This window comes from Aggregatimonas sangjinii (genome assembly GCF_005943945.1).
Lineage (GTDB): Bacteria > Bacteroidota > Bacteroidia > Flavobacteriales > Flavobacteriaceae > Pelagihabitans > Pelagihabitans sangjinii.
The window spans coordinates 3,490,852-3,509,082 of sequence record NZ_CP040710.1 but is presented as its reverse complement, the minus strand read 5'-3'; the positions used below and the strand labels follow the sequence as shown (position 1 = coordinate 3,509,082).

Below are 18,231 nucleotides of genomic sequence, written 5' to 3'. Positions count from 1 at the left end.
TGTCGCCATAAAATCGTAATTTCCGCCTGAAACCAAGGTGGAATGAGACAGCTATTTATTTTACTGACGATGTGTTCGCTCGCTTCCTGCGGTTTTTTTACGTCAAAGGAAGAGAAAACGGCCGAGTTGGTCAACGAACAACTACAGCAAATCGATTGGAGCGATGTGGATAACTATCCGCTGTTCGAGAATTGTGATGAAACGGTTTCCAAGCTGTCCCAGCGCCGATGCTTTGAAAAAGAATTGCTCAAACATTGCTCTAAAACCCTGATGGAATACGATTATCACCTCAATACGGAAACAAATCCAAAAGTACTGGTTGATATTCTGGTCGATCAAGATGGCCGAATTTCGGTACTGGCCATTCAAAAAGATTCCGTAATCGATGTTCAAATACCGGAATTCGACAAAAATGTTACGCAGGCGATAAAAAATATACCACCTTTGGCACCCGCCTTAAAAAGGGGTATTCCGGTAAAGGCAAAGTTCCGGATTCCGATTGTCTTGAAAAGCGGTTAGGTTTTTTGCCACTAGAGAAATGTCATCCTGAGCGCCCGGCTTCCGAAGTCTCGTACGGAGGGTAGGCATTCGAAGGGCTACAAGGTTAAAGTGCATAGTAAAAAGTAACGATTGAAAACAGAAAAAATCATTCTTGGAATAGACCCTGGAACCACCATTATGGGTTTTGGCTTGATCAAGGTGGTCGGGAAGCAGATGGAGTTTCTTCAAATGAACGAACTCCTATTGACGAAGTACAAAGACCCATACACCAAACTCAAGTTGATTTTCGATCGCACGGTAGAATTGATCGATACCTATCATCCTGATGAAATTGCTATCGAGGCACCCTTTTTCGGTAAGAACGTACAGTCCATGCTAAAGTTGGGCCGAGCACAGGGAGTGGCCATGGCGGCCGGACTATCCAGACAGATTCCCATTACCGAATACCTTCCAAAAAAAATAAAGATGGCCATAACGGGCAATGGAAATGCCAGCAAGGAACAGGTAGCCAAAATGCTGCAAAGCACCCTACAATTAAAAACGCTCCCTAAAAATTTAGACAGTACCGACGGATTAGCCGCTGCCGTCTGCCATTTTTACAACGCTGGTCGAGTTGAGGTGGGCAAAAGTTATTCCGGTTGGGATGCCTTTGTGAAACAGAATGAGGGGAGAGTGAAAAAATGAGTTTTTAGTGGGAAGTGGTAGCGGGCAGTGTAAAAAATGGAGAAATTTGTGATTTCAAGACCTTTTAGCATATCAGTAACCTTTCCAAAAGAAATCCTATATCAAATTCATAAACAAGCTTAATGACAGTGATGTCAGAAATATATTGACGCAAATAAGATGAATAACACTGATACATTTGGTTCGAACTAACTGGCAACTGCCTCTGCCAACTGAATACTCACAATGAGCGGAATCTACATCCATATCCCTTTTTGCAAACAGGCCTGTCACTACTGCGACTTTCACTTTTCAACTTCAATGGAAAAGAAAGAGGCGATGCTGGGTGCCTTGGAAAAAGAATTGATGCTTCGCAAAGGGGAGTTCGCGAATGAAGAGGTAGAAACGATATACTTTGGCGGTGGAACCCCATCGGTATTAACAAGCATGGAAATCAAACAACTCATTGATGCGGTTTATGCCAACTATACTGTTTCCGAAGATCCAGAAATTACACTGGAGGCTAATCCCGATGATTTGACTAATATCACCCTGAGCACAGTCGAAGGGCTAGGAACGAATGTTTTTGAAGTTTATTTACAAGCCGGAATTAACCGCTTAAGTATTGGTATACAATCCTTTTTTGAAGAAGATCTGAAATTAATGAACCGGGCGCATAATGCACAGGAGGCGCAAAGCTCTATTCGGGAAGCTTCAAAATACTTTAATAATATCTCCATCGATTTGATTTATGGTATGCCCGATATGAGCGACGCCCGGTGGCGGGAGAATATCCAAAAAGCACTGTCGTTCGGAGTCCCGCATATTTCCAGCTACGCCTTAACGGTCGAACCCAAAACGGCTTTGGCCCGTTTTATCGAAAAGGGCGTAGTCGCGCCCCTTGACGATGAAGTAGCACAAGCACATTTCAACATTCTTTTAAAGGAAATGGAGGCGGCAGGTTTCGAAAGTTACGAGATTTCCAATTTTGGAAAGCCGGGTTATTTTTCAAAGAACAATACGGCCTATTGGCAACAAAAAAAGTACATCGGTATCGGCCCATCGGCCCATTCCTATGATGGTGTTCGGAGAGGGTGGAACATCAATAACAATCCAAAATATATCAAATCCATTGGAAAAAATGAACTGCCTATGGAGGTGGAGGTGCTTTCCAATACCGATAAATACAATGAGTACGTGATGACCGGCCTGCGAACGATTTGGGGCGTTTCCTTGGAAAAAATCAATGCTGAGAACGGCCCGAAATTCAAGGAATACGCCTTGCAACAAGCCCAAAAACATATTGAGGAGCACTTGTTGTACATAGATAACGATACCTTATTGGCCACTAAAAAGGGAAGATTTTTAGCCGATGGTATTGCGGCGGATTTGTTTATGGTTAACTTGTCTTGAACTTTAGTCTTTGCGAGGAGCCGCGATTAAATTCGTAGTATCGGGAAGAATAAATGCGACGAAGCAAACTGATGAAATTTGTTCTAAACTAAACAGTTTGCTTCTTCCGATAGCAATCGGAATCGCAAAGACGTCATGAAACGAAATTCCGTGCTAGCAAAAATAAAAAACGACCTTATTGACCTGTCCAAACCTTTGGATATCTCCATTTCTATAAAAGGAGATACGTCCAATGTGAACGCATGGTATGTGGGGCATCCGAAGATCGAGCCACATCAAGAAGGTGATTTTACCGGTAGTGTTGCTGCGGGGGCGAGTACCAATTTCAACGATATTTGGTTTAACCCGCATGCGCACGGTACACATACCGAATGTGTGGGGCATATTACTAAAGGTTTCCATTCCATCAATCAAAATTTAGATCGCTATTTCTTTTTGGCGGAAGTGATTACCATTGCCCCGGAGAAGTATCAGGATGATTTTGTGATTTCTCGGAAACAACTGCAATACGCCTTGGGAAATAAGAAAAGAGACGCCCTCATTGTACGCACGCTTCCGAACATGAGGGAGAAACTAACTAGACAGTATTCGAATTCGAATCCACCCTATTTTTTGGAGCAAGCGGCTGAGTTTTTGGTTGCCAAGGGTATCAAACACTTGTTGGTCGACTTGCCCTCCGTCGACAAGGAAAAAGACAGTGGCGCGCTTTTGGCGCATAAGGCTTTTTGGAATTTTGATGGTAAATTGCGGAAGAAGGCAACGATCACGGAATTTATTTTCGTGCCGAACGCGGTAAAAGATGGCAAATACTATCTGAATTTACAGGTGGCCCCGTTTGAGAACGATGCCAGTCCGAGTCGTCCCGTATTATATAAAATCGAAGATTGATGAAAACTATATTGAAAATCGAGGAACTGGCCATGTTCGGTCTTGGCATATATCTTTTCAGCCTTTTACCGTATGAATGGTGGTGGTTTTTGGTGCTGCTATTGGCACCCGACATCGGTATGCTCGGATATCTATTTGGCAATAAAACAGGGGCTTTTGGCTACAATATCTTTCATCACAAGGGCATTGCAATTGCGATTTACCTTGGGGGGATGTATCTTTCCATTCCGATAATGCAATTGGTCGGGGTAATGTTATTCGCGCATGCGGCCTTTGACAGGGTTTTTGGTTACGGGCTGAAGTATGAAAAAGGATTCAAATTCACCCATTTGGGGGAAATAGGAAAAGACAATGGATAGTATTTTTGATTCTTTTCTCGGGTTGCTGCTAGGTGGTATCGCTACCTACTGGGTGTATTCTTTTTTTCGAAAACGACGGGGCAAGGAGGTAACGAAGCACCAGTCGGTGGTGTTATTGGAAAAAATAAAAAGTGTCTGTAAATTGGTTTCTGTAGAAGGTGATTTTGCAGAAATCTATACGTACGAAAATACCAAAGATCGTTTCCTGAGCATGATCAGCAGTAAAAAGAAAGCCTTGATCGTGGTAAAGGCGAAGGCGCATATCGGGTACGATTTGAAGAAAATACAGATAAAATCGGATGTTGATATTAAAAAAGTAACGCTTACGAGTTTCCCCCAGCCCGAAATACTATCCGTGGAGCCTGATTTGGAATTCTACGATATTAAAAACGGCATGTTCAATGCATTTACACCGGACGATTTGACACTTTTGAATAAGGAAGTCAAGGAACATATACGAGCCAAGGTTGTCGAAAGTGGTTTGATGGTTACGGCCCGGAAAGAAGCATTGGATACCATTCTTTTGGTCGAAAGTCTAGCCGAAACCATCGGTTGGAAATTGGATTATTCGGCACTACAGCTCAATACTGCCGACAAAGCTTTATTGGAAGAAAATAAATCCGAGATATGATGTTCAAAGTAAGAGATATAAAGACCTTGACCAATGAAAAAACTCTACAGCGTTCTATTACTATTCACCCTATTAAGCAGTTGCGGCCAAAACCGAGATACCGATATGAAAGAATTTGATGAGAACTTTTCCCACACCGTTTATTTTTGGCTTAAGAACCCCGATAGCCAAGAAGATAGAAAAGCCTTTGAAACCAGCCTGAAGAAATTTTTGGACCACTCGGCCTACGCCAAAACAAGGTTTATAGGTACCCCGCCACGTACAAGCCGAGATGTGGTAGACGGGTCATTTACGTATTCGCTCATCGCAACATTTGAATCTGCCGAAGCGCAGCAGAACTATCAGGATGAAGCACCCCATAAACTTTTTGTCAAGGAGTCGGAGCATTTATGGAACAAGGTCATCGTTTACGACTCCCAAGGAATCGAGCTTGAAAAGTAATGGTATTCAGGCCTGCGTCGAAAAATGATGCGTGTGCGATTGCTGCGTTGCACGCAAAAAGTTGGCAGCAGAATTACCGCGGCGCCCTGAGCGATGCATTTTTAGATGAAAAGGCTCCTTCGGAAAGATTAGCTGTGTGGCGGTCAAGATTAGAAAATAGCCCTTCGGAACAATGTGTGTTGGTTGCCGAGAATGGTGGGAAGGTAGTTGGTTTCGTTTGCCTATATTTTGACCATAGCAGCGAATACGGTACCTTATTGGATAATTTACACGTGTCTTCTGAAATGCAGGGTAATGGAATCGGGCGACAATTGATGCGTTTGGCTGCGGAAAAAATGGAACGGCGACGGCCCGATTCGTCTATGTACTTATGGGTACTTCAGCAAAATCTGGCCGCTATACGATTTTATGAGGCCTTGGGCGGCCTTAAAGTGGAGGCGGTTGAGGAAATGGATATTGGCGATATCCCCGTCATCAAATCCAGGTATTATTGGAACTCCCTTTCCCCCTTATTGCAAATAGAGTAAGCTAAGATCATGAACATCGAAGAATTCCGAAATATGTGTTTGGCCAAAAAAGGAGTAACCGAAAGCTTTCCCTTTGACGAACATACGTTGGTGTTCAAAGTGATGGGTAAAATGTTTGCTTTGTCTGGACTTCAACGACTTCCTCCACAGGTAAATTTGAAATGCGACCCGGAATACGCCACCGAACTACGCGAAAAGCACGACGGGGATATTATTCCCGGGTACCACATGAGCAAGGTACATTGGAACACACTTTTTCTAGACCGCTTGCCACCTGATTTAATTGCTCACTCAACCAATCATTCCTACGAGCTGGTTGTTTCGAAACTGCCCAAAAAACTAAAAGCCGAATGGGCCGATTTAGAGGATGTTTGACAAAACAGTAAAGCAGCAGCGATGAAAAGCGAATTGAAAATAATCATCGAAAACTTAGTCGAGTGTTTTGATGGTGAACCCTGGTATGGCATTTCCGTCATGGAAAAATTGAACGCTGTACCTTGGCAAAAAGTGAACGAAAAGCGATATGGGGCGAAATCCATTGCTGTACTGGTGCAACACATCATCAACTGGCGTATTTTTTGTTTAAGGAAACTGCAAGGCGACCTAGACTATGATTTGATCATCGATGGGCCTACCGATTGGTCGGACGTTCACATCGCTTCCGAAGGGGAATGGGAAGCGCTAAAGTCCACCCTAGTTGAAACGCAGACCGAAATCCTCGCTATGCTTCGCAAAACCGACGATTCACTATTAACGGAGCAAGTGCCTGGAAAGAAATACACCTTTAACGTAATTCTGACGAGCATTGCCCAACACGATATCTATCATTTAGGGCAAATCGCCATGCTCAATTCCAAGGAAGGTAGCTGAGGTAGAAAAACTATCTTTGCGCTTCAATCCGGAAAAGTGCCTTAATGCAAGACCTATTTACCTTTTACCAAGACCGTATCGATGTACATAAAGACAGCTTGTACGTTATAAAAAAACGGCTACTTCGGTCCAGTACCCTACGACTGGTCGTTTTCTTTTCGATTTGTGCTGGAATCTATTTTTTTTATGGGCAGACGAAACTTTTGATCGCCCTTGTTTTAGGGGGGGGTGCCCTCTTCCTTTTTTTGGTTGCACGTCATGGCGCACTACAGCACAAGAAGAACAGATTGTTGGCATTGCTACAGATCAACGAGACCGAAATCGACGTACTTAACCGTAATTTTCATTCTTTACCGGATGGTGACACGTTTAAGAGTCCGGGGCATTATTACAGTCAGGATATCGATTTGTTCGGGGTAGGCTCTTTTTATCAATATGCAAATAGAACGGTCTTGCCGCAAGGCAGCATCACCTTTGCCGGTCTGTTGCTCGAGAATTCCATAGTCAATATCAAAACGAAACAGGAGGCCATCGCTGAGTTGGCGCGAATGAGTGAATGGCGACAGGATTTTTCGGCCACTGCGTCATTGGCCCAGACCGAAACGGCTACGGACACCATCGTAAAATGGTTAAAATCGTATCAAGTATTTGTTCCCGGAAGCATGAAAATACTTCCGTATATCTTTTCAGGAGCATCGTTGCTGTTGTTCGTCGTTTACTTTTTAGGGTATGTGCCGGAATCTTTGGTCATTTTATGGTTGTTTCTAGGGCTGGGAATAACGGCGCTGTACATGAAAAAAATAAAAAAGCTGGGAACTGCGGCCTCGAAAATGCAAAGTACTTTCCAGCAGTACAATCAACTGTTACAACAAATTGAGAATACCGAGTTTACGTCAGAATTACTTCGGTCAAAAAAGAATGCGATTCTCTCCAACAATGAGAAAACATCCGTGGTGATCAAAAAGTTCTCGAAACTGTTGAACAGTTTGGATAAAAACAATCACTGGCTCTATCTGTTTTTCGCAAACGGCTTTCTATTGCGTACCATGACCCACGTCTACCATATTGAACGCTGGGTCGAAAAGCACGGTAAATCGGTTGAAAAATGGTTCGATACCATAGCGTTCTTCGATGCGTACAATAGTTTGGGGAACTTCGCCTTCAACCATCCCAAGTATACGTATCCAATTTTGGAAGGTGAAAAAGCGGTGCTTAAATCAATTGGTGCGGGACACCCACTATTACCTCTCGAGAAAAGTGTCTTGAACGACTTTGAGATAAAAGGTGAGCAATTTTTCATCATCACAGGGGCCAACATGGCGGGGAAAAGCACGTTTTTACGAACGGTGTCCCTCCAAATCGTAATGGCGAATGTCGGCTTGCCGGTATGTGCAAAACAAAGCTGGTATTCGCCCATTAAGTTGATAACGAGTATGCGCACCACGGATTCCCTCACCGATGATGAATCGTACTTCTTTTCGGAATTGAAACGGCTAAAATTCATCGTCAACGAAATTCAAAAGGACCGCTATTTTATTGTGCTTGACGAAATACTAAAAGGCACCAACAGCACCGACAAGGCCAAAGGCTCCAGAAAGTTCGTTGAGCGTTTGGTCGCTTCAAAGTCGACGGGAATTATTGCGACCCATGATTTGAGCCTGTGCGAGGTGGCGGAAGAATTGCCGGAAGTAAAAAATCATTATTTCGATGCGGAGATTATCGACAACGAGCTACATTTCGACTATAAATTCAAAAATGGCATTTGTCAGAACATGAATGCCTCATTCTTGTTGAAGAAGATGGGGATTGTGGAATAGGTTTGCGGTAGGCGACTTGAGACAAAGAGTGTGGGCTGGGAAGAAAAGGGTAGAGAACGGCGAAAGGAATAAGGAGTAAAGACTCATAAAAAGAGAAATGAGTGCAGGTAGAATGGAAATACTTATAATAAAACGATAATTATTCCCCCTTTGGGGGTTAGGGGGCCTATGGATTCATTAACACAAATCGTATTAGGAGCAGCAGTCGGTGAGGCCGTACTCGGCAAAAAGGTAGGCAACAAAGCACCCTTGTTCGGGGCGATAGCCGGAACCATACCCGATTTGGATGTGCTAGCCCGTTATTTTGTGGATACGGTTACCGCGACCGAATGGCATAGGGGGTTTAGCCACTCCGTTTTGTTTTCGGTGCTCTTCGCTCCCGTTTTCGGATGGTTGGTGTGGAAGCTACTCAGGAAAAAAGAGGCGACATGGCGCGATTGGTCCTGGCTTTTTTTCTGGGGCTTGTTTACCCATCCGATATTAGATGCCTTTACGACCTGGGGCACCCAATTGTTCTGGCCGTTCCAAACACGATTGGCATTTCAGAACATCTTCGTTATCGACCCTTTGTATACCCTACCATTTCTAGTGTTCTTAATACTCACCATGAGTCAAAAACGGACCTCACCCAAACGAAGACGATTCAATACGCTCGGGTTGGTCGTCAGTAGTGGATATTTGTTGCTCACCCTTGTCCTTAAAGGTTTGGCGTATAAAGTCTTCGTCGATAGCCTAGAAGCCCAAGGAATTTCGTATGAGCAAATCAGCACACGCCCAACCCCATTTAATACGGTCTTATGGACGGCCAATGTAGAGACCAAAGCGGCGTATTTGATCGGGAATTATTCTTTTTTCGATTCACGTTCCATTGTGTTTAGGGCCTATCCTAAAAACCATGAATTATTGGGGAGTTTGGAAACAAATGACAAGATTAGTCGTCTTATCACTATAACCGAAGGTTGGTATACGATTACAAAAGAAGATGAGGTCTTGTTCCTGAACGACCTCCGTTTCGGATTGATGAGTATGGATCCGAACGAAACTAAATTCGCATTCACGTACAAACTGGAACCAACCGAGACGGGGTGTAAGGTGACCGAAACCCCCAAAGTGCCCGGTGATGCAAAAGGGCTTTTGGCAAGCCTTTGGAAACGAATAAAAGGAAATTAAGAAACGCAACGAAATGAAAAAGATGATAGTTTCTAGTTTGGGAATTCTAGGAGCGCTACTATTTATTGTTTCCAGCATCTTAGGAGGGCTATGGATCGAGGGCTATAGTTTTGTGCATCAATACATCAGTGAAAGTTTCGCTACCGGGGTACCTGATGCCGAATATTTGCGATACCTATACATGGCAAGTGGCGCTTCACTGTTGCTTTTCGGTTGTACCGCCCCGTCTTATTTTCCAAAGTCAAAGGGTATAGTTGTGGGGTTTTTTACTTTTGCCTTGTTGTATGGTTTTGGTAATATCGTGGTTGCTCTGTTTCCTTGCGATTTTGGCTGTCCGACCGATATTGAAACTGCTAGCCTTGCGCAATTTGTACACAATACTTCGGCACTTTTAACTTATAGCCTTGTGCCTTTTTGTTTGTTGGGCATAGGGTTTTCCGCTAAAAAGGGTAACGTAAGGCCGGGTTTTGTAAAAATGGCTACCGGCTGTGGTATACTAGCTCTAATTTTCGTAGTGGTATTATTTGGTAATCCTCAGGGACGATTTGTCGGCTTGTTTCAACGGGTTATTGAAGGCAGTATCTTATTTTGGGTGATATATACCTCACTTTATATTAGCAAAACCACTACTGCGAATAATTAAAATTTTATAATAGTACCGTTAGCGGGCATACGGGAGCTATTCACATAGATTTATGGAGCTGAGCATCTTATTACCAGCTTAGTGTCTCGTACTATGAGAACTATAAACTCTTGATTTGCATCTCTTGGAATGCATCGGCCTGCAGTTTAAGCAGTTCCTCTGCTTTCCGCTTTTTGTGGGCATAAACGGCTTCCTCCTCTGCAATCTCACCGTAGATTTTTTCATTCAATGCGGTATCGGTAGCCAAAACTTGCTTGCGCTGGTGTACCTTTTGCGCCACCCAGGTCTTGATAGCGCTTTCCTCGTCTTCAAGTTTCAGATCGTATTCCCCTTTTGGGGCCAATAATTTCGCGATTATCGGCGAGGTCTCAATGGCCAAAAACAGTAAAAAGATAAAGAAGGAGGGTAGCCAAGGCAGTTTTTCCAAAGCGGTAATACGGGCCATAAGTCCGTCGAAACCGTCGATGATGGGTTGGGAATTTTTAACGACATCGGCATATTCCACTTCAAGGGCGGAAATCTGGGATTCGATGCCCGAGATTTTCATCGCGTTGGCTTCTTTAAGTTGTTGTAATTCCGCGAGGGCGGCATCGTGCTTTTCCCGTTTCTCCGCGTACACAGGTCCTTTGCCCAAAAGCATACTACCGGCGGTACCTTCCGCCTCGGTGATATAGGTGTCATAGAGCGCATTGGTCTCCGCTTCTTGAGCCGCAACCTCCGCTTTTAAATCGGCAATAGCTTGGTTCAGCTTTTCGACAGCTGGGGTGTATTGCAGCGCGAGTTGTTCTTTGTTCGCCAGGGTCATTGCATTCTTTTCCTCCAAAAGCACTTGATTGATTTCCTTTTCGAAAATTTTCATTTCCAAGGGCTTGGCAATGACGATGGCGATGATGACCGCCAAAACGATTCGAGGTGTTGCCTGCAATAATTCGGAAGCAAAACTGTTTCGTTTTTTAATGGTGGATACGATAAACCGATCCAGGTTGAAAATGAGAAGCCCCCAAAGCAAGCCGAATAAGACAGCGGCTACTACGCTATCGAAAACTGTGTACAGCGCATAACTGCTTGCAATAAAGGCCATGACCGCGGTAAAGAAAACAGTGGCCCCAATGCCGGCGTATTTATTTTGTTCGCCTTCCGAACAGCTTTTTAAAATCGTGGAATCCGCCCCAGAGCAGAGCATAAAGAAGTTTTGTAACATGTGATTTGATTTTGATTGATGCTTCTTTCAGTTTCTGTCTGTTATAGAAGAGTCGAGAACGAGATTAAACGATTCTTTGGACTCCATTAGGATCGACAGTGTTCTACAACTATAACTGGCTTTTGGCTATGTTAGTATCGGCTGTAATACTATTTGTTACATAAAAAGCCTTCAATTTGAAGGCTTTGGCTATAATTTTATAGGTAGACGTCTTTGCGAGGAAGCAAACTTAAAATTGAACGTAGTTTCTATCTCAAGCCCGATGAAGCTATCTCTTGACAATTTGTACCACGGAAACAGATTACTTTGCCCCAAGAAGTGGCTTGTAATGACGTTTAATTCATCAGTCTATGGTGATGGGTGCTGTAGACAGCTTCACGACAGGTTTATTTCCATTTGAACCCCTAGTCTCAATATTGATACTTTTGTTTTTCTTTAAAATGGAGATGGCCTCGTCAGACGATATTTTGTTGCCTTCGTAGTAGAAAACGGCACCCTTTTTTGCCATTTCAACGACATGGTCTAACGGGGATTTTGGAGCGGGTGGATCGCTGGGCTTAGGGATAAAATGATGCTCATTTAATTCTTGTCTCTCGTCGATTTTTTGCATCGCGCTATTGTGCTGTATTGCTTCGCTACCACGATAATTCAGGGTAGAGTTCGAGGAATACGAAGTAGCCACGGGAACTGTGACAAAGTCATAAGGATCCTGATTTGCAATGATTTCATCAACAGCCTCTTCAGCGAATTCTTTTTCATTTTTATCGGGTGTGCCGGTCGGTTTGGGTGTTTTTGGCGGTGGCGGAATAGCGCTTTGCTCTCCTTTGCTCACTTTGGGTGCCTTTGGGGCTTTTGGAGATGGTGGTGGTTCTGGAAAATCCGGGAAAGTTTCGGCATTTTCCTTTTGTTCTTGGGTCATTAGTGCGTACAGGTATTCCAAACGCTCTACTTCCGGCTTATAGATTCGTATATTTTTTTCCTCGCTTAGCTGTCGGTTGTACTTTTTGGCCAAAGCGTTGTATTCTTTTATTTGCTTTTTGGTGGCGCCTTGCTGGCTATTTTTCGGTAGACAATTTGGGAATGGTTGCGCATCCTGTTTTTGGATATCCGTCATATTGTTATAAATAGTTTTCAAGATTTTCAAGTCTTTTGAGGGGATAATGCGCTTTTCAATGGGTATTGCGTTGTATTTTTTTGAAAGGCGATCGTATTCCAGTAGCTGTTTTTCAGAAGGACTTTCATGAACCTGCCATACCCCACCACTAAAGGCGGATAAAAGACCTTTGATGTTGTTTTCGGAATTGTCCTCATTTATAAGGGCGAAATGAATATTTGCTCCCTCGTCATTTTCGGAACTAGGACCATATGTGGTATCTAAATAGGTCAACCAATCCATACCGGTTTCAAATGTTTTCCCTTCTATGTCCAGTTTATTGTCATAGAGGCGTATGGTCAGGTGCTCTAGGTCTTCACATTCACTACGAGTTTCAACGTATATTTCGGATGTAGCCTCTTGATAAACGGACTCTCTGTTGGAAAATCCATATACCAACAGGGCCAAAAGAGGTAGTAACAAAATACTTCTAAGTCCGATTGACTTTCTTGATGTGCGTGTTTTCATGATGGTAAAACGTTTTTTGATTGATGAATACGATGAATAATTGATGGCATTGGCCAACGACGGCTGATACTTCTTTTCGCTATCGGGTGATAAGTACGATAACAGGGTATTTTGATAAGTGGTCGGGTTGATTTCCTTTTGCAGTACGGCACTATCTGCCAGAAATTCATGGTTCAATTTAATGGCCTTTTTAAAGACATATACAAATGGATTGAACCAGAAAATAACCTGAAGTAATTCGATAGATACGACATCTAAGCTGTGTCTTTGCCTTGCATGCGTTTCTTCGTGCAATAAGACTTCTTTCGGGATAGCATTCGATTCTAGTTCTTTCTTATTCAAAAATATATACTGGAAAAAGGTGTGCGGCGGAAAACTTTCTTGCAATAGCACTTGAATGAAGTTGCTGGATTTTTGTTTGGGGTTTTTGCGAATACGTGCGATAACCTGCCTGAGGTTTTGGATGAACCTTAAACCGAAAAAGGTAAACCCTAAGAAATATATGGTCCAAAGCACGGGTTCAATATCTAGAACATCTTTTTCGAATGCGCTGGGGATGCCGATATAATCGTAGTCCGTAACCACGGTCTGTGGAGTTTCTATGTAGGGAACGGGTTCGACGACCACATAATCGGTGAACACAATTGCGGGAATCAGAAGTGCTGCGCCCACAGCCAAAAGCAAATAGAATCTTTTAAAAACATGTACACTTTCTTTCTCAAGGAACACTTTGTAGAATACAAAGAAAATGGCCATACAGGCGACGGACTTTAAGATATAGAGCAGCATGATTATTTCTTTTTTATTTCACTATCGATAAGCTTTCTTAATTCTTCGAGCTCGGTTCTGCTTAGGTCGGTCTCTTGGGTAAAGAAAGAGGCAAATTGCCCCGGGCTGTCATTAAAAAAATTTTTAATGAGGCCGTTTACATGTTTCGAGAAATAATCCTTCTTTTTGACCAAGGGATAATATTCCCGTAATCTCCCCAAGCTTTTGTAGGCGACAAACCCCTTGTCGGTCATGCGCTTGAGCAAGGTCGCAACAGTGGTGGTCGCCGGTCTAGGTTCAGGATAAGCCTCTAATAGGTCTTTCATGAAAGCCTTTTTTTGCTTCCAGAGGATGTTCATTAATTCTTCTTCAGACTTTGATAATTGCATTGTATAAAATATTTACTCTACAAACGTAGAATAAATATTTTAATTCTACAAATGTAGAGTAATAAATTTTGAAATCAACGGGAGAAAACAGTTAGCGTATCATCGGCCCTGCCTTTGGACGGCCAACTTCGCTATTTTGCGTTAGGGATTGCAGTGGAAAGCCCGGAACGCATTTTTTGCGTGAGGACTTGTAGCGTAAAGCCCGACCCCTTTTTAAAAAGGGGTAACGCCCAAATCGTTTTGATTCATAAAATTCGTCGTTCGACTAGACTAGAACTCGGCAAGAACGAGTTGGGTCGATTGCTTCTTGAGTCGTCGAAATGATGGACGGAATAGTTTGAAAGTGGTGGTGTCTAATTTCTAATACTTCTAGAGCTCGTTAAAATGGAGACCAACGCCGAACAGAAGCCGATAACCAATAGTAGGTTGCTGTTGAGTATTCCGATTTCCCAATGAAGGATCTTAAACAGGGCCGCCACTACGATGTAGACCGCTGCAATGTCGGCCAACAGATAGGAAATGCTATCGCCACCCAAGCCGTCCGATAGGAGTGTACCGCTCTGGGTTAGCTCTTGAAGGGATGATATAATCTTTCTTATGTACAGTAAAAGGAAAACCATGAGCGCCAATTTCATGAGCAGCGTCGTGATATGGGCATAGGGACCATTGAAAAAGGCGACAGCACAATGACCTGAAAAAGAAGCAATCAGCAGTAGCCGGGCGTAATCCAAGGCTACTTTTTGTTTTTTCTGATACAATTGAATACCGAGGAAAGCCACCATTCCCACAGCTCCGAAAATAGTCAGGAATGAGGGTATGAAGGTGAATAGTGCGCTGAAAACGGTGATGGAAATGCTCAACTTGAAAAGCAAGGAGGTTTGTTGGTCTGAAATCATCATGACAAGTAGGTTGTTTTGGGTCAGTTTTTAACGAAAAAAAATGAGGGGTAGTACAATCCCATTAAATTTCTCGACCATCTACCTACTTCATCGCTGTTAAAGCCATATGTTTATTCCAAAGTCATAAAACCTTTTATGCGCATAAAAAGGGAAGTAGCTCCTTACTATCCGCAAAAGTGGATGTTGTTTTACGCATTACGGGAAATACATCGTAATCTCAGTGAAGCAAGTGGGTCGAGCACTCGATTATGAAAAGTAATTTAATGTGTACATACGTTACACTTAGATTATCCTTTGATTTACAGAATGTAGTTAAATTTAATTCTAAAAATTTTAATTGGTCAGCTTATGGTATCTTCGCGCATGGCTTTAAAACTCAGTAGTAGCAATGTGATGGAGGTTCTACAAAGTATCTCCAAAGATCTTGGAGGACACTTTGAAGAGGGAATCGACTGGGCCAGAATGACCTTGGACAATAAAATGGGCAAGGGTACAATGACCGCCACCTACGTATTTCCCGGTATGGGTGCCATTACATATGATATCGAATTTCATAAGGATTTTGCTTTTACCTTGGTCAAGGATGCCATGGATCCTATGTACTTTATTTTTTGCCAAAAAGGACATTTCAAGCACAAGTACGGAAAAGAGTCCGCTTATTCGAATATCGAAAATCAACAAAATGTCATTCTTAAGGGCACCTCATCGGAAGAGAACGAAGTCGTCATACCGGAAAATGTACCCCTATTGGTAAGTATGATTTATATCGACGAGAATAGATTAAAGCGCATGAGGAATAATGGGAGGAAATCGATAGCCCTTTATCTCGACGAGCTGTTTTCGGAAATCGATGATGATAAGCCATTCCGCTATCTGGGCAAGGTCAGACCCATGACCTCTGAATATGTTAAACTCCTCATCGAAAATAAAAAGAAGGGTATCGTAGGCAGGATGATTACTGAAAGTTTGATTTTCAGGATACTCTCTTCCCAAATTGAAGACCATGATAGTGCCACCGAGAATGATGGATTCAGCGTTCCATTGCGAAAAACTGAGTTAAATAAGATTGTCTCGCTTGGTCAGTTTATCACCGAAAACATCAGTTCGACCATAAGCATAGATGTTCTCAGGGAAAAATCGGGTTTATCTCCCAAAAAGCTTCAAATCGGTTTTCGGGCCCTCTTTGGAATGACCGTTAATTCCTATATCTCGAAAGTTCGCCTTGAAAAAGCACGTGAGCTCATCGAGACTACGGAGATGACCATTTCCGAAATCGTTTATTCCTGCGGTCTTTCCAGTAGAAGTTATTTTTCTAAAGTCTTTTTTGAACGTTATGGTGTGCTACCATCCGATTACAAAAAATCTTTTGTTACGCAATAGTATTTTTGTAACCCACTATTAGCTGGCAATCCATACTATCGTCATGCAACGATTGCAAATGCCTGTGTCTCAAGTTCACTCCTGATAATACTGAGTGATAGATTCGAAGCTTAAAGCGTTACTCTTCATCAGAAATAAGGTATGGCTTGTTCGCAGCGTTTTTGGTAGAGCACGAAAATGCCGAATTCATTGAAGACAGAGTCGGGCCGACTCAGGCGGTGCTTGTAAAGAGGTATATTAAAAAGTTATAAAATCGTCTTTGCGTGGAGCTTTTCGCGACGAAGCCATCTGTCGATTAAGAGGTTTTGATTGACAGATGGTTTCGTCGGCTTTAACAGCGTATTTTATTTAATTCTAGTTTTCCTTCTCGCAAAGACGAATGGGTCAACCTTTGTTCATCTCCGTAAAGAATTTGTAGAAGTAGGGAATCGTCTCAATGCCCTTGAGGTAGTTCCAGACTCCGAAATGCTCGTTGGGGGAGTGTATTGCATCGCTATCCAGCCCAAAGCCCATCAGTATGGTTTTGCTTCCTAGCTCTTGTTCGAACAAGGCCACGATTGGAATGCTGCCGCCACTGCGCTGCGGAATCGGTTTTTTGCCAAAGGTGGTTTCATACGCTTTTGAGGCAGCTTGATAACCGATTGTATCGATAGGGGTTACATACCCTTGGCCGCCATGGTGTGGTGTTACTTTTACGGTCACACCTTTTGGGGCGATGGCCTCAAAATGTTTTGTAAAAAGCTCCGTGATTTCCGGCCAGTCTTGGTTCGGTACCAACCGCATCGAGATTTTAGCGTAGGCTTTGCTTGGGATGACGGTTTTGGCACCCTCACCAATATAGCCGCCCCAGATTCCGTTTACATCCAACGTCGGTCGTATGGCATTGCGTTCGTTGGTGGTATAGCCTTTTTCTCCATAAACGGAATCGATGTCCAACGCATTTTGATAAGCCTCCAACGAAAAAGGGGCTTTGGCCATTTCGGCCCTTTCCTCGGCAGAGAGTTCCTCCACTTTATTATAGAACCCAGGAATGGTAATCCGGTTATTCTCGTCATGCAGAGCGGCGATCATTTTCGTAAGAATGTTAATGGGGTTGGCTACCGCTCCGCCATAGAGGCCGGAGTGTAGATCCCGATTCGGGCCGGTTACTTCCACTTCTACATAACTAAGACCGCGAAGGCCAGTCGTAATCGAGGGCACATCATTCGCGATCATGCCCGTATCCGAAATCAATATGATATCGTTGGCCAACTTCTCGCGATGTTCTTTCACGAAAACTGCAAGGTTGTTGCTCCCCACTTCTTCCTCTCCTTCGATCATGAACTTTACATTGCAAGGCAACTGGTCGGTCTTTACCATAAACTCCAGGGCCTTAACGTGCATGTACATTTGCCCTTTGTCATCACAGGAACCCCGAGCGAAAATGGCTCCTTCGGGATGGATCTCCGTTTTTTTGATGACGGGTTCGTACGGGGGCGAGTCCCAAAGTTCCAAAGGATCCGCAGGCTGTACATCATAATGCCCGTAGACCAATACGGTAGGCAAGCTCGAATCGATTTGTTTTTCGCCATAAACAATAGGGTAACCAGCTGTTTCATGTATTTCGACGGTATCACAACCAGCTTCCAATAATGCTTTTTCTACCGCTTCGGCCGTATCCAATACATCTTGGGTAAAGGCCGGGTCGGCACTTACTGATGGAATTTTCAAAAGGTCTATGAGCTCTTGTATAAAACGATTTCTATGCGTTGCGATGTATTCCTTTGTATTTTTCATTGTACTTCTTCTGATTTTGACCTCATGGGGATAAAGCGAAAAGTAGACAATTTTTGTGATTTAAGATCATTCTTTGAATGGTAAAGTCTGAATCATTCCTATTCGCAATGGTATTTTTGAAACGAAGTGGGCGGTGCGTTTAGCAAAAAGATGTGGGAGCAGATAAAGAAAAGGTCTGTCTTTGCACAGATAACGCAGGTATTTTCCAAATAAAATAAATGGATTATTTCGTAGAAATAAATAAATTCTTACATTTAAAAACCAAAAAAGACTA

The 18,231-nt window shown here is 43.1% G+C and carries 19 protein-coding genes; 14 read left to right on the top strand and 5 right to left on the bottom strand.

Going from position 1 to position 18,231, the window contains the following annotated elements; genetic code table 11:
• The first annotated feature begins 42 nt into the window (after positions 1-42).
• The 13 genes from FGM00_RS14740 (at position 43) to FGM00_RS14680 (ending at position 9,923) form a co-directional block, all read left to right on the top strand.
• A complete protein-coding gene (locus tag FGM00_RS14740; protein WP_236262795.1) occupies positions 43-519 on the top strand; it encodes an energy transducer TonB family protein in 477 nt (158 codons plus the stop codon).
• Positions 520-630: 111 nt separating this feature from the next.
• Entirely contained in the window at positions 631-1,185 is a 555-nt protein-coding gene (gene ruvC, locus FGM00_RS14735) for a crossover junction endodeoxyribonuclease RuvC (protein WP_138853644.1), read from the top strand.
• A 225-nt stretch (positions 1,186-1,410) separates the two neighbouring features.
• Positions 1,411-2,577 carry a radical SAM family heme chaperone HemW gene (gene hemW, locus FGM00_RS14730; protein ID WP_138853643.1) on the top strand — a complete coding sequence of 389 codons (1,167 nt, stop codon included), beginning with the start codon at positions 1,411-1,413 and terminating at the stop codon, positions 2,575-2,577.
• A 135-nt stretch (positions 2,578-2,712) separates the two neighbouring features.
• On the top strand, positions 2,713-3,465 hold the full coding sequence (locus FGM00_RS14725; RefSeq protein ID WP_138853642.1) for a cyclase family protein: 753 nt from the start codon (positions 2,713-2,715) through the stop codon (positions 3,463-3,465).
• Complete coding sequence (locus FGM00_RS14720; protein ID WP_138853641.1) at positions 3,465-3,824, top strand: DUF4260 domain-containing protein; 360 nt, start codon at positions 3,465-3,467, stop codon at positions 3,822-3,824. Before FGM00_RS14725 ends, FGM00_RS14720 begins: the two co-directional genes overlap by 1 nt.
• Positions 3,817-4,455, top strand: a complete 639-nt coding sequence (locus tag FGM00_RS14715; RefSeq protein ID WP_138853640.1) for a DUF4230 domain-containing protein — start codon at positions 3,817-3,819, stop codon at positions 4,453-4,455. Before FGM00_RS14720 ends, FGM00_RS14715 begins: the two co-directional genes overlap by 8 nt.
• A gap of 33 nt (positions 4,456-4,488) precedes the next feature.
• The gene (locus tag FGM00_RS14710) at positions 4,489-4,896 is read left to right on the top strand and encodes a Dabb family protein (protein ID WP_138853639.1); all 408 of its coding nucleotides are present in this window, start codon (positions 4,489-4,491) and stop codon (positions 4,894-4,896) included.
• Entirely contained in the window at positions 4,896-5,423 is a 528-nt protein-coding gene (locus FGM00_RS14705) for a GNAT family N-acetyltransferase (protein ID WP_138853638.1), read from the top strand. The genes FGM00_RS14710 and FGM00_RS14705 overlap by 1 nt, the downstream gene beginning before the upstream one ends.
• A 9-nt stretch (positions 5,424-5,432) precedes the next feature.
• Positions 5,433-5,798, top strand: a complete 366-nt coding sequence (locus FGM00_RS14700; protein ID WP_138853637.1) for an MmcQ/YjbR family DNA-binding protein — start codon at positions 5,433-5,435, stop codon at positions 5,796-5,798.
• A 21-nt stretch (positions 5,799-5,819) separates the two neighbouring features.
• The gene (locus FGM00_RS14695; protein WP_138853636.1) at positions 5,820-6,293 is read left to right on the top strand and encodes a DinB family protein; all 474 of its coding nucleotides are present in this window, start codon (positions 5,820-5,822) and stop codon (positions 6,291-6,293) included.
• A 44-nt stretch (positions 6,294-6,337) separates the two neighbouring features.
• Positions 6,338-8,110: a MutS-related protein gene (locus FGM00_RS14690; RefSeq protein ID WP_138853635.1), complete on the top strand. Its 1,773-nt coding sequence runs from the start codon at positions 6,338-6,340 to the stop codon at positions 8,108-8,110.
• 168 nt (positions 8,111-8,278) lie between these two features.
• Positions 8,279-9,280, top strand: coding sequence for a metal-dependent hydrolase (locus FGM00_RS14685; RefSeq protein WP_138853634.1), 1,002 nt, complete (start codon positions 8,279-8,281; stop codon positions 9,278-9,280).
• A gap of 13 nt (positions 9,281-9,293) precedes the next feature.
• A complete protein-coding gene (locus FGM00_RS14680) occupies positions 9,294-9,923 on the top strand; it encodes a DUF998 domain-containing protein (protein ID WP_138853633.1) in 630 nt (209 codons plus the stop codon).
• 100 nt (positions 9,924-10,023) lie between these two features.
• Here FGM00_RS14680 and FGM00_RS14675 read toward each other — a convergent pair whose 3' ends face one another.
• The 4 genes from FGM00_RS14675 to FGM00_RS14660 all read right to left on the bottom strand — a co-directional run bounded on the left by FGM00_RS14675 (position 10,024) and on the right by FGM00_RS14660 (position 14,801).
• The gene (locus tag FGM00_RS14675) at positions 10,024-11,124 is read right to left on the bottom strand and encodes a DUF4407 domain-containing protein (protein ID WP_138853632.1); all 1,101 of its coding nucleotides are present in this window, start codon (positions 11,122-11,124) and stop codon (positions 10,024-10,026) included.
• 343 nt (positions 11,125-11,467) lie between these two features.
• Positions 11,468-13,534, bottom strand: coding sequence for a M56 family metallopeptidase (locus tag FGM00_RS14670; RefSeq protein WP_138853631.1), 2,067 nt, complete (start codon positions 13,532-13,534; stop codon positions 11,468-11,470).
• Positions 13,535-13,536: 2 nt separating this feature from the next.
• A complete protein-coding gene (locus tag FGM00_RS14665; protein WP_138853630.1) occupies positions 13,537-13,902 on the bottom strand; it encodes a BlaI/MecI/CopY family transcriptional regulator in 366 nt (121 codons plus the stop codon).
• Positions 13,903-14,255: 353 nt separating this feature from the next.
• Positions 14,256-14,801: a hypothetical protein gene (locus tag FGM00_RS14660; RefSeq protein WP_138853629.1), complete on the bottom strand. Its 546-nt coding sequence runs from the start codon at positions 14,799-14,801 to the stop codon at positions 14,256-14,258.
• A 363-nt stretch (positions 14,802-15,164) separates the two neighbouring features.
• Between FGM00_RS14660 and FGM00_RS14655 the strand changes: the two genes are divergently transcribed.
• Positions 15,165-16,181: a helix-turn-helix domain-containing protein gene (locus FGM00_RS14655; protein ID WP_175416235.1), complete on the top strand. Its 1,017-nt coding sequence runs from the start codon at positions 15,165-15,167 to the stop codon at positions 16,179-16,181.
• A gap of 384 nt (positions 16,182-16,565) precedes the next feature.
• Here the strand turns inward: FGM00_RS14655 and FGM00_RS14650 are convergent, their stop codons facing one another.
• Positions 16,566-17,957, bottom strand: coding sequence for a dipeptidase (locus FGM00_RS14650; protein ID WP_138853627.1), 1,392 nt, complete (start codon positions 17,955-17,957; stop codon positions 16,566-16,568).
• Positions 17,958-18,231 lie beyond the last annotated feature (274 nt).

Excerpts from the sequence above, each read along its gene's own strand:
- FGM00_RS14705 (WP_138853638.1), top strand. The coding sequence starts at position 4,896 with ATGGTATTCAGGCCTGCGTCGAAAAATGATGCGTGTGCGATTGCTGCG.
- FGM00_RS14710 (WP_138853639.1), top strand. The coding sequence starts at position 4,489 with ATGAAAAAACTCTACAGCGTTCTATTACTATTCACCCTATTAAGCAGT.
- FGM00_RS14725 (WP_138853642.1), top strand. The coding sequence starts at position 2,713 with ATGAAACGAAATTCCGTGCTAGCAAAAATAAAAAACGACCTTATTGAC.
- FGM00_RS14680 (WP_138853633.1), top strand. The coding sequence starts at position 9,294 with ATGAAAAAGATGATAGTTTCTAGTTTGGGAATTCTAGGAGCGCTACTA.
- FGM00_RS14690 (WP_138853635.1), top strand. The coding sequence starts at position 6,338 with ATGCAAGACCTATTTACCTTTTACCAAGACCGTATCGATGTACATAAA.
- FGM00_RS14665 (WP_138853630.1), bottom strand. The coding sequence starts at position 13,902 with ATGCAATTATCAAAGTCTGAAGAAGAATTAATGAACATCCTCTGGAAG.
- FGM00_RS14670 (WP_138853631.1), bottom strand. The coding sequence starts at position 13,534 with ATGCTGCTCTATATCTTAAAGTCCGTCGCCTGTATGGCCATTTTCTTT.
- FGM00_RS14655 (WP_175416235.1), top strand. The coding sequence starts at position 15,165 with ATGGCTTTAAAACTCAGTAGTAGCAATGTGATGGAGGTTCTACAAAGT.
- FGM00_RS14715 (WP_138853640.1), top strand. The coding sequence starts at position 3,817 with ATGGATAGTATTTTTGATTCTTTTCTCGGGTTGCTGCTAGGTGGTATC.
- hemW (WP_138853643.1), top strand. The coding sequence starts at position 1,411 with ATGAGCGGAATCTACATCCATATCCCTTTTTGCAAACAGGCCTGTCAC.
- FGM00_RS14740 (WP_236262795.1), top strand. The coding sequence starts at position 43 with ATGAGACAGCTATTTATTTTACTGACGATGTGTTCGCTCGCTTCCTGC.
- FGM00_RS14720 (WP_138853641.1), top strand. The coding sequence starts at position 3,465 with ATGAAAACTATATTGAAAATCGAGGAACTGGCCATGTTCGGTCTTGGC.
- FGM00_RS14685 (WP_138853634.1), top strand. The coding sequence starts at position 8,279 with ATGGATTCATTAACACAAATCGTATTAGGAGCAGCAGTCGGTGAGGCC.
- FGM00_RS14695 (WP_138853636.1), top strand. The coding sequence starts at position 5,820 with ATGAAAAGCGAATTGAAAATAATCATCGAAAACTTAGTCGAGTGTTTT.
- FGM00_RS14650 (WP_138853627.1), bottom strand. The coding sequence starts at position 17,957 with ATGAAAAATACAAAGGAATACATCGCAACGCATAGAAATCGTTTTATA.
- FGM00_RS14675 (WP_138853632.1), bottom strand. The coding sequence starts at position 11,124 with ATGTTACAAAACTTCTTTATGCTCTGCTCTGGGGCGGATTCCACGATT.
- FGM00_RS14660 (WP_138853629.1), bottom strand. The coding sequence starts at position 14,801 with ATGATGATTTCAGACCAACAAACCTCCTTGCTTTTCAAGTTGAGCATT.
- FGM00_RS14700 (WP_138853637.1), top strand. The coding sequence starts at position 5,433 with ATGAACATCGAAGAATTCCGAAATATGTGTTTGGCCAAAAAAGGAGTA.